Source organism: Virgibacillus salarius (assembly GCF_039521925.1).
GTDB classification, from domain to species: Bacteria; Bacillota; Bacilli; order Bacillales; family Amphibacillaceae; genus Virgibacillus; species Virgibacillus salarius.
Genome location: NZ_BAAACY010000094.1, coordinates 1 through 10675, shown reverse-complemented (window position 1 = coordinate 10675; position 10675 = coordinate 1). Strand labels below are relative to the sequence as shown.

Sequence of the window (10675 nt, the reverse complement as noted above, 5' to 3'; positions counted from 1 at the left end):
GGATTAGCGCGAGCCGAAAATCCACTTTGCAACGTGTTCTTCTTTGCAAAGTTAGTTGAGGCCGTGCCCGTGGAAAGCGAAGTAATTAGTCGGAGCATTGCCCAATATACATCAAACATTTCAAAATAACTACTTGGCTTAACGCAGTCATTGCACTGATTTTATACTTTCTTAACTTATAAAAAAAGATCCAGACGTTTAACGATCTGGATCTTTGGGGTGTAAAAAAGCAGGTCGCCTATTTTTAAGCGGAATGGGTGATCGTAGAAATATATCACGAAATGGACGGTAAGAGAAAGGGATAAATGGCCAAAAATAAGCCACATGGAAAGCCTTCATCCTTGTTAGATATAATAGCCATAACGTAACTCCTAAAATATATCCAATACCTCCTAATAAAGCAGAAGATAGTAGCAGGAATATGCGTACCAACCGATTAGCTAAGCTTAATTCATAGCTTGGAGTGGCATATGTTCCAATCGCAGCTACAGCTAGATATAGTACGACTTCGTGCGAAAACCAACCAACCTCTACAGAAACCTCTCCGATCATAATAGCAGCTACTAAGCCAAGTGCCGTTGCTAAGGAGGATGGAGTATGGATTGCTGCCATCCTTAAAATATCAATCCCGATCTCAGCTATCAGAAATTGTACTAATAATGGTACAACGCCTATCTCATCAGGGCCAATATATTGGAGAGTCTCTGGTAGAAATTCAGAGTTCTTCGCAAACAAATAATATAATGGTAAGATGAATATCGATGCTATGACCGCAATAAAACGAACTAATCGTAAATATGCGCCCACTAAAGGTTTTTGTCTATATTCTTCTGCATGCTGTAGATGATGCCAATACGTAGCGGGAGTAATCATTACACTTGGCGATCCATCTATAATGACCATGACATGACCTTCATATAGATGTGCTGCTGCTGTATCTGGTCGCTCTGTATAACGAATCGTAGGATATGGATTCCAATGCCTTCCACTAATATATTCTTCAATCGTCTTTTCAGCCATAGGCAAGCCATCCGTATCAATCTTCATTAGCTTTTTCTTTAGATTTTCTACACGACGATTATCAGCAATATCCTCCAGATAACAAATACAAATATCTGTTTTTGATCTTCTTCCTAATTGTAAATATTCCATCCGTAGCGATCTATCACGAACTCTTCTACGAGTCAGAGCAGTGTTAAAGACAATCGTTTCAACATACCCATCTCTAGATCCTCTTACAACTCGCTCCAAATCTGGTTCTTGCGGGGAGCGTGCTGGATAGGTTCTAGCGTCAATCATGATTACTTTATTGATTCCTTCAACAATTAGCGCCGCTGGCCCACCTAAAACCAAATCCGCAGCTTCGTTTAAATCAAGTACCTCGTCAACTTCCACATAGGGGATATACGTTTTTATTAATTTTGTAAGCGTATCAGGTTGCAAATCTTCAGGACTTAACTTAGCAAATAACTTCATGATGTATAGTAAAATGTCGTCTTTAGCAAATCCATCAATTAAAAATAGTGACATTTCAACGCCAACATATTCTAAATCTCGTTGAATCATATCAAAACTTTTATCAACCGCTAATCGTTCGTTTAAATACGCTCGATTTTTTTTAAACTCTTTAAATAATGGCTGTTTTTCTTTCTCCATAAACTCACCTATCCAACATGTTAGATTACTAATAGTTTGAGCACTGGAAGGATAACTATGCATAAACCAGTTAAAGAGTTCATCAATTCCATCATATATTAAAACTTATACTCATATATTGGACTAAGACAAGCAGTTTAAAGGCGGGAAGCATATGAACAAATGGCATTTAGTTATTATGATTATCACAGCAGCATGTGTAATAGCAGTTGTATATCTAATCAGACTGAACTCTACTCCTGCCATTACATACTTTCCAATTGATAATAATACAACCTTCTCTAAATCGGAGACACAGCTCCAACTATTCTCGGAAAAAGGCAAGGATAATTATGAAATTACATGGGAGTCTGATTCTATCACAAATATGCCGATCTATTTACGACAAGATGTATCATTGCTATATGATAACGGAAGATTAAAGGGGGCAAAGACAAAATGGACGCAGGATACAGATACCATTCAGTTACGGGAAAAACTATTTCATGAAGATAGCAGTTTATTTCAATCTATCTCATTTCATCATGGTGAGATACATCGCTCAAGTAATGATATAAAAAGCATTCATCGCATGTCTAGCGATTACTTATATGTCATAGATTCACCGACAACAGCACTTGATTCATTTAAAAAGCCTCATAACAATTATGAAAAAGAATGGAAAGATTTACTTGATCGAACAACGAAGCAACAGCTTCTTTATCATTGGCATCAATTATTTCATTATTTCCATATTGATCCAGATAACTATCTTAGCGTACCGCTTACGGATTTAGTCCATTACAACACAAAGCCATTACCATCATTGACACAAGCGCAAACGAATAAAATTATTGGACAACTTTGGGAGGGACTGTATAAAAATTATGTTATACCCGTAGTAAATACCACCAATGAAGAGCTGAATAGCTATATACCAATTATTTTATTTGATAAAGAACAAAAGCATCTACTTGTACTATATGAAATCAACGGAAAAAAAGAAAAACTGATACAAAACTATTCTTTTCAATAAAATATGAAAATAAAGTGAAACTTCAATTCGTGGGGGTTTTGTTTTCCCCCCACGAATTGAAGTTTCACAAAGGTCCTATTATCTAATGTAAGAAACGAGGTGAGAGTAGGCTTTATGTAGTTTTAGATACTCGTTAATGCCCCTCTTGAAAAAAGGAATCCTCTACTCGAAAGCACCCATACACTATTAGTTAGCTGATTTACCAGTAAGTTGTTCATATAACCTTATAAAATCATCATTGTCAGGGTTTAATTGATACGCGCTTTCAATAGCTGATTTAGCTTTTTCTACTTTCCCGTTATTCTTATATAAAATTGCTAAATTATAATATGCCTCCGGAAAACTATGATCAATTTCTATACTTCGCTCTAAATCTTCAATCGCTTTTTGATCTTGATTTAATTCAATATACGCATAAGACCTATGAAACAGGATGGCAGCTTCTAGATTCCCTTCACTTTCTAAGGCCTGATTAGCTTGGGAAATGATAGCCTCGTACTTTTCTTGTTTTAGCAATTCTTCTATTTGCATTACATGATACACTTGATTATTCATATTATTGTAATAACCGAATTGAATAAGACCATATGCAATAATGCAATATAGCACAATTGCTATCATTTGTTTAAACGTTTCTTTACGCTTTGGTAAATGGACTATTCCAGATGCAATAAATCCAGCTACTAAACCTCCCAAATGCGCCCCATTATCAATTTGCGGTACGAAGAGACCAAATACGATATTAATTCCGATTAAAACTAAAACATTCGTTCCCATTGTTTGAAAGAAAATTTTCCGATTATGTAATCCAAAGAATAATAATGCTCCGAACAATCCAAACAATGCACCTGAGGCACCAGCCGCAATACTTGGAGAAAAGGAAAAACTCGCTATCCCACCACCAATACCGGCAAGAAAGTAGATACATAAAAATCGAAATGAGCCATATATACGTTCAACTAAAGTTCCTAAATAATAAACAGCAAGCATATTCATGAGTAAATGAAGGAACCCAATATGAAGAAACATAGAGCTAATGATGCGCCACCATTCTCCTTGTTCTATGATAGCAGGATTGTACTTTGCACCAAAATCAATTAACGGCTGCATGGAACTACTTCCACCGTTCAGTTCTACTAATACAAACATCCCAATGCAAATTGCAAGAATAAGATAGGTAAATAGCGGCTTACCAAAGGAGAATACCGCCTGAGTTTGCTCTTTTTGATCCAAAACATTTTTCTTTAAATACTTTTTATAATTGTGTAGCTGACTTTCCTTATCTATAGGTTCTTGAGAATCAGCGGTATTTATTGTTATATCTGTATCTTTTTCCAAACGTATTTTCTCTTCCACAAACTGTTCATCTGACAAATAATAAACATTCATGGAAATAGGGTGCTTCTCATTTAGCTGCATTGGCTTCTTTAGCATTTCCCAATCATCGACAGGCTCGTGCTCGGATATGTAAACATTATAAATTTGAATAACTTTACCTCGCAACAATCGTTTCATTGCTTTAACTTTTTGAAAAACAACTGCAATATCCTTTTTTAAATAGTTCTTCCAATCAAACCCACGACCTAGGAAGCGAATGACTGTAGATTTTTTCCCTTCTTTTTTCTCTAGCCATATTTCATCTTCCTGATCACTTACAAATAGCACGTCATATTGATAAGTCTTTACGTAATGATAAGCGATTTGATATATATTATATTGGTTATCTATGTACATCCTCGACCTCCCCTTAGACTTCCATCATACCAAATCCCTCATCATTTTTCTTTTATCATGATAAAAGAAGCTGCAAAATTCACAACTTCTTCACCGATTAAGAATTTGATGTATTTTTCTGGAACATTGTCGGTATAATTTTCGAACGAACTGCTGGCACGTTCATGGATAAACTTACCACAACTTTTCTTAAAAATCCAATAGCCAATAATGTATTCATAATCCGATAGCGCCATTTATAAAGCAAGCTCGCCGCAGTTATCATTCCGGCAAATAAAAACAGAATACGCATAAATACACCTCTTTTTATCATGGTACTTCTAGTTTTCATCTACCTGATTATTTTTATGCATGTACGATACTATATATTGTTCAAACCACGTATGTTCCTGACGCTTGTTGCAACTCCCTTTTATCAGAATACGGGCATCTGGGAAAATAGTGAAAAGAATATCCTCCTGTATAGCTACGCGTAAAAAAAGGCGTTCTTGTAACATTATCTAAAAAATGATCTAGCTTTTTTTCTAAAGCTTCCAGTATGAAATCATGAAGCTAATTTGAATCATATTTCTACCGCAGAGAACCGTTTCATTTACAATCGCTTCTGATTTTAGAGCTGGATAATCTTTTTTGACAGGTTGGACAATTTGATCTGAAAGCTAATTTCACATCATGTTGTAGATTATCCCAGATATTTTTCGTAATGAGTTGTGATTACCAGTAACATACTTCATAGACCAATAAGCTAAAAAGCGGCTACTTGTTCTACTGCAGGTGAGATAGCACCTACCCTATCAAATGATTGCAAAGTTTACTACCAAGCACCCCTAGCCCAACAACAAGTACGGTATAATTCTCTATTCGCCTCTGTCCATTTTCATGTATTGGACGAAATAATTGTTGACAAATGTATCTACTCTCATTCATCGATCCTTCTTCTGTCATAACTGCTTATCCATGTATCTTCTGTAATTAAGTGGTCTACCGGAATATCAAATGATTCCTTTGGTATAGCGTCTACTAATTGACTACTATGTAACAGTGCAACCGTATGATTGGAATAGTTCATTAAAAATCGATCATAGTAACCTCCGCCAAAACCAATTCGGTAACCTTTCCTATCAAAGACAAGCCCTGGTACAAATAGCAATTCAATCGCAGTTATATCTATTTGTTTCGTTTCATCTGGCTTAGGTTCAAGCAATCCATAATAGACAACCTCTAACTGATCAAAGGAACTAATTTGATAAAATGTTAACGTTTTATCAGCTGGAGAACACTTCGGTACACAAACTTGTTTCTGCTGCCTCCAGGCTGTTTCAATAATGTTTCTCGTATCCCATTCAAACGCTTGCGAGACCGTTAGTCCAATTACCCTGGCGTTTTTCCAGAGCGATGAAGCTATAAGTCGTGCATATAAGCTATTCTCAATTTCGCGTTTCTTTACTGGATTTAATTCTTTAAGCATCTGAAGCTTTGCTGACCGAATGTGAGCTTTATTCAAATCAATTACCCCCGTTTGAGTTAATAAGTACAGCAAATGATTAAAAATAAAACCCTTATCAGCTGATAAAGGTTTTATTTTTAATCATTTATTTTGTTTCACGATGTAGAGTGTGTTTTTTAAGACGTGGACAATATTTCATAAGCTCAATACGTTCAGGATTAGTACGTTTGTTTTTCGTAGTAATATAATTACGATCTCCTGTTTCAGTACAAGCTAAAGTAATGTTAACGCGCATGATTTTCCCTCCAAACTTTACCTAATTGCTTCAAAACGAGCGATTAATTCATTTCAGACTTATTTATAATATCAGATGTTGATGAAACTATCAAGAAGTAAGCTAGAAATCCTTAAGAATTTGATCAGTTTTGGAAAATCAATTCGCCTATTCTAATAGCTATAATAAACCACAACTAGACGAAGTATAACAAGAGATATTATATATAAAACAAGAGCGCAAGCCCCCGATTAGAAACGTTGCCTAGAGCGAGTCAACGGAGATATAGAAATCACGGTGAGCTTATGAGCCGATAATGGCTTAGATTAGGACTATTCGTGAAGTCGCCTGACTTCTGGCTGGAGCTGGATGCTAGCTCAACACTCCCATATTTAATCACATGGACTAATTTCCTAGACAACAAGAAAAAGGTTGTCCATTACTCTGAATAGCCAACCTTTTCTTATTGAAAAATTTCATATCCTTTTTCAAATGCAAGCAAGATAGTTGTTAATTGGGCGTTTTGCAATTTAGTCAGATCTCTTCATTTTTGCTGCTGTCACATCTTTTGGCCTTGTGGTTTCAGCTTGTTCATCATCACTCATAATGTCACTGGTAGTCTTTTTAAATTCCGATAACGTCTTTCCTAATGCCGATCCAATCTCAGGTAACTTTCTTGGACCAAATATAATTAATGTAATGATTAGAATAATAATCAAACCTGGTATACCTATATTTGTAAGCAATTACAGCACCTTCTTTCCTAATCAAACCAACCCATTAAGATGTAAGAAGTCCACCATCCTTACTGTATTTAACCACTCCTTCTGCAGCACGATATGCTAACGCACCAACGGTATCAGTAGGATTATAACCGCTATTATGTGGAAAAGAGGAAGCTCCTACAACGAACAGATTCTCCATATCCCACATCTGCGAATAATTATTAACCGCTGATGTTTCCGGATCTGCTCCCATAATTGCACCTCCGGTATTATGCGTTGACTGATAGGTAGTAATATCATAGGGTCCCAATTCATCCATCGCATCGATTTTATCAGCACCCATCTCTTGCAGAATTTCCTTTGCTTTTGTTGCGGTAAACTTAGCAAGTTCTTTATCTTGGTCTCTAAATCCATAAGTCATGCGAATTAAGGGGTCACCAAAAGCATCTTTATACATTGGATCTAAGTCCAAATAATGCTGTTTATATGGTAAGCTGGCACCCATGGCACCAATGGACAACGTCCTATTAATATATTTTAATGAGTTTTGCTTAAATTCCTTACCCCATGTTGCTGAATCAGAAGGAATTGGATTGGTCTGAATCGGTCTTTTTCCAGTCTGTGTTAGAGACAAATAACCACCATGTAAAAAATTCACATTTGAATGGTCGAAATTATCCCCATTAAAGTCGTCGATAACCATTCCTAAGGCGCCTGCTCCAGCGAAATTATTAAATTTCTTGTTTTCGAAAAACCCTGTTGCTGCACCTTTAATGATCTGATAAGCATAATTTTTTCCGATAACTCCTTTACCACTAGCAGGATCATACGGGCGACCAATTTTTGAATTCAGTAAGAGTTTTACATTATTAAATACGTAGCTTGTTAATACTACCATATCAGCTGGTTGTTCTATTTCTTCACCGGTAGTTAAATCTGTATATAGTACACCAGTTGCCTTCCCATCCTTATGTAAAACTCTTCTCACCCAAGAATGGGTTCTTAAGTCAAATTTACCCGTATTTTTAGCTACCGGTATAACCGTAACAACCGGATCAGCTTTTGCTCCATATTCACAACCAAAGCGTTCACAAAATGCGCAATACTGACAAGCGGCTCTACTTATACCATCTGGATTTTTATACGGTTCTGATAAATTGGCAGAAGGGATCGTATACGGATGATATTTTAGCTTTTCTGTTGCTTCTTTAAACATTTTCATTTGCGGAGAATGTAGCATTGGCCCGGTAGGATACTTATCCGAGCGTTTACCCCCTAACGGATTTTCCTCTCCTGAAATACCAGCCATTTTTTCAAACTTGTCATAGTATGGCTCGATTTCATCATAGGTAATTCCCCAATCCTGAATCGTCATATCAGCTGGTATCTTACCTTTCCCATATCGTTCAATTGTTTTACTTCGTATTTCGAAGTCATACGGCAAAAATCGAAAAGTTTGTCCATTCCAATGAACACCAGCACCACCAACACCATCTCCGAATAAAAATGAGCCATACTGACGCATTGGTAATGCTCGCATTTTCTCATTACCTCTAAATGTTATCGTTTCTTTAGAAAGATCCTGCATCAACTCATAACGAACTGCATAGCGCAATTCATCATGAGCCATATAATAGTCTTCGGTTTCTCTTTCCTGTCCTTTCTCCAACCCAACCACTTTCAATCCTTGTTTTGTCAGTTCTGAAGCAATAATACCTCCACCCCAACCGACACCAACAATTACTACATCTGTCTTTGGTAGTTTTTTAGTCATCATATCACCTCATACCATTTTAATTACTGCATATGGTCTCGAAGACTCCTAGGTTCAATTTGCTGAAATTCTTCACTCTCGATTACCTGGGTATAGTTCATTTGATCGCCAGGATAATCTCTTAATTTCCAACCTTGCATATCTTTATTTCCACCATATAAAGGATCACTATACACTCCTTCTAACGTCATACTCCTTAGAAGATTGAAGAACCCACTTGCTGAAACAGTCGTAATATTCACCTTATCATCGGCAAAATCTGCTAGCACCGTATCCTGTTCATCAGCAGTTAAATCCGTGAAGCCCTTTTTATATTTCGAATGACTATAGTTTTGCATTTCACGAATACCAATCTTGAAAATTTCTCTTCTTTTCAATCTACCTTGATAACCTTGGGTTTTTTCACCATGAAAGAAAGGAGGATTCATATAATCCCTTGCGTTGAAGCCATAAGAGCCTGCCAATTGATGATCAATATAAAATGCCACTCCTAACGCTTGAGCTCCTGGGCCATTTTCATCTTCTGGAAAAATGCGTTCTGTTGCCGCTTCAACAGTTTGAAATTCTACTTGATTAAAATTCATTAACGCATGATTGTAATTTTTTGTTTCATTAGCAGCCTGTTGTGGCTCTTTTTCATCGGTTCCCCATGGGATAACACTGCCTAATACACCACCAACAGCTAGACCCCCGACGGCAAAACCTGAGTTTCTAAGAAACTTTCTACGAGATAAACTCTCTTGATCAATCTTTTCCTTATTATTATCTTCTGCCAAAAGACTCACCTCCTTATAAGTTGACCTTATTATGTCACCAAAAATAACCACTCATACATAAAAAATTTCAGGACATAATACTTATAAATCATTTATTATGGAGGGAAGCTTTTATGTTAAGAAAATGGAAACTATCAATATTGCTGATCACAGTTCTAATCACAGCATTACTTACTGCTTGTACTGCAAACGATAACAGTGCGATGGAAGATGAACATACGAATGACATGAATATGGCCAACGTATCCGATCATGCCAATCAGGAAAACTTAAATAATCCAAATATAATACCTAGTGAGACAAGTGATAAAACACGGACCACGAATAAAAAAGGAACTACCTATAGCGGCATGGGGCAAAATTTATATAGTTCGATCGGAAGCTCTGGTATTCATGAAGGTGGTGTTTCTTCATTTTTTGAATCTATTTTAAAGAGCGAAGGAATAACTGGAATTAAGGTATTTGTTGTTGATGATTCAGTTATCCTAGCTAGAAATAACGAACAAACGACTAGTCATCAATATGATGATATGCAAAAAGACCTTTTAAGTGGTACAGAAGGCTTATCCTCAAAAGGAGAAACCGAAGAAGTAGAAAATAATAATGAAAAGAATCCTAATGATAACTTGCAGCAAGCCAAAAATAAGATGAATGAGATGTTCAATGGTGATGTAAAAATTCTTACCGTTACACAACCAGGAGCTGTAGAGCTAATTGAAGGAATTAAAGAAAACATTATGGACTCAGCTTACTCAGATGCATCGAATCAATTGCTAGAGCTATTTAATATGGCAAGCTAATCTAGCTATCGACTGGATTATTAAACGTAGTATATCTAAAATTAACTAATAATAAGTTCATCTTTCCATATGGACTCTTACTGCGGACACAGCCTCAACGAATGCTGCTAACCACAATACGCTTAGAAGCGAAGATTTTCGAATTGAGCTGTTTCCGCAGGCTTTACTGTAAGAAAAACTGAGCAAAATTCGCTCAGTCCTTATCACTAAATGCTCAGATTTACGCTTCCTCTAGTAGCTATTATGGAATAATAGCTACTGCTTGACCACCACTCCGGCTGCCCACTTCCCTTTCCGTGGGGTTTGTCCTTCAGCTAACTTTTTTAGCAAAACTCGCTCAAAAAAGTGGATCTTCAGGTCAAACATTTCCCACAGGAGTTGAAGTGGCCGGCCTTCGCTATTATTATTATCAGGCTCTACAACGCTAGCATGAAGTAACACAGCTGCTTTTATACTCACGGATAACGATTTTCA

Annotated in this window: 11 protein-coding genes; 2 read left to right on the top strand and 9 right to left on the bottom strand. The window is 36.6% G+C overall.

Features of this window, described 5'->3' with window-relative positions; all coding sequences use genetic code 11:
- Positions 1–198 precede the first annotated feature (198 nt).
- Positions 199–1656 (bottom strand): spore germination protein, encoded by a 1458-nt coding sequence (locus ABDZ84_RS12285; protein WP_026681147.1) that lies wholly within the window; start codon positions 1654–1656, stop codon positions 199–201.
- Positions 1657–1810: 154 nt separating this feature from the next.
- Between ABDZ84_RS12285 and ABDZ84_RS12280 the strand changes: the two genes are divergently transcribed.
- The gene (locus ABDZ84_RS12280) at positions 1811–2671 is read left to right on the top strand and encodes a hypothetical protein (protein ID WP_026681148.1); all 861 of its coding nucleotides are present in this window, start codon (positions 1811–1813) and stop codon (positions 2669–2671) included.
- 186 nt (positions 2672–2857) lie between these two features.
- On the opposite strand, the gene ABDZ84_RS12275 is transcribed toward ABDZ84_RS12280, so the two are convergent.
- The 7 genes from ABDZ84_RS12275 to ABDZ84_RS12245 form a co-directional block, all read right to left on the bottom strand.
- Entirely contained in the window at positions 2858–4405 is a 1548-nt protein-coding gene (locus tag ABDZ84_RS12275) for a rhomboid family intramembrane serine protease (RefSeq protein WP_343781682.1), read from the bottom strand.
- 97 nt (positions 4406–4502) lie between these two features.
- A complete protein-coding gene (locus tag ABDZ84_RS12270; protein ID WP_026681150.1) occupies positions 4503–4697 on the bottom strand; it encodes a hypothetical protein in 195 nt (64 codons plus the stop codon).
- 627 nt (positions 4698–5324) lie between these two features.
- The gene (locus ABDZ84_RS12265) at positions 5325–5909 is read right to left on the bottom strand and encodes a 5-formyltetrahydrofolate cyclo-ligase (protein WP_051388311.1); all 585 of its coding nucleotides are present in this window, start codon (positions 5907–5909) and stop codon (positions 5325–5327) included.
- A gap of 88 nt (positions 5910–5997) precedes the next feature.
- A complete protein-coding gene (gene rpmG / locus ABDZ84_RS12260) occupies positions 5998–6147 on the bottom strand; it encodes a 50S ribosomal protein L33 (protein ID WP_026681152.1) in 150 nt (49 codons plus the stop codon).
- Positions 6148–6656: 509 nt separating this feature from the next.
- A complete protein-coding gene (gene tatA / locus ABDZ84_RS12255) occupies positions 6657–6872 on the bottom strand; it encodes a twin-arginine translocase TatA/TatE family subunit (protein WP_205388621.1) in 216 nt (71 codons plus the stop codon).
- Between the two features lie 34 nt (positions 6873–6906).
- A complete protein-coding gene (locus ABDZ84_RS12250; RefSeq protein ID WP_026681154.1) occupies positions 6907–8625 on the bottom strand; it encodes a GMC family oxidoreductase in 1719 nt (572 codons plus the stop codon).
- Positions 8626–8648: 23 nt separating this feature from the next.
- Positions 8649–9401: a gluconate 2-dehydrogenase subunit 3 family protein gene (locus tag ABDZ84_RS12245; protein WP_026681155.1), complete on the bottom strand. Its 753-nt coding sequence runs from the start codon at positions 9399–9401 to the stop codon at positions 8649–8651.
- Between the two features lie 113 nt (positions 9402–9514).
- On the opposite strand from ABDZ84_RS12245, the gene ABDZ84_RS12240 reads away from it, so the two are divergent.
- Positions 9515–10201, top strand: coding sequence for a hypothetical protein (locus ABDZ84_RS12240; RefSeq protein ID WP_034678957.1), 687 nt, complete (start codon positions 9515–9517; stop codon positions 10199–10201).
- A 255-nt stretch (positions 10202–10456) separates the two neighbouring features.
- On the opposite strand, the gene ABDZ84_RS12235 is transcribed toward ABDZ84_RS12240, so the two are convergent.
- On the bottom strand, positions 10457–10660 hold the full coding sequence (locus tag ABDZ84_RS12235) for a hypothetical protein (protein ID WP_121605263.1): 204 nt from the start codon (positions 10658–10660) through the stop codon (positions 10457–10459).
- Positions 10661–10675 lie beyond the last annotated feature (15 nt).

What these genes read in the sequence shown, in the direction of transcription:
- ABDZ84_RS12285 (WP_026681147.1), bottom strand. Translation starts at nt 1,656, where the DNA reads ATGGAGAAAGAAAAACAGCCATTATTTAAAGAGTTTAAAAAAAATCGA.
- ABDZ84_RS12280 (WP_026681148.1), top strand. Translation starts at nt 1,811, where the DNA reads ATGAACAAATGGCATTTAGTTATTATGATTATCACAGCAGCATGTGTA.
- ABDZ84_RS12275 (WP_343781682.1), bottom strand. Translation starts at nt 4,405, where the DNA reads ATGTACATAGATAACCAATATAATATATATCAAATCGCTTATCATTAC.
- ABDZ84_RS12270 (WP_026681150.1), bottom strand. Translation starts at nt 4,697, where the DNA reads ATGCGTATTCTGTTTTTATTTGCCGGAATGATAACTGCGGCGAGCTTG.
- rpmG (WP_026681152.1), bottom strand. Translation starts at nt 6,147, where the DNA reads ATGCGCGTTAACATTACTTTAGCTTGTACTGAAACAGGAGATCGTAAT.
- ABDZ84_RS12250 (WP_026681154.1), bottom strand. Translation starts at nt 8,625, where the DNA reads ATGACTAAAAAACTACCAAAGACAGATGTAGTAATTGTTGGTGTCGGT.
- ABDZ84_RS12240 (WP_034678957.1), top strand. Translation starts at nt 9,515, where the DNA reads ATGTTAAGAAAATGGAAACTATCAATATTGCTGATCACAGTTCTAATC.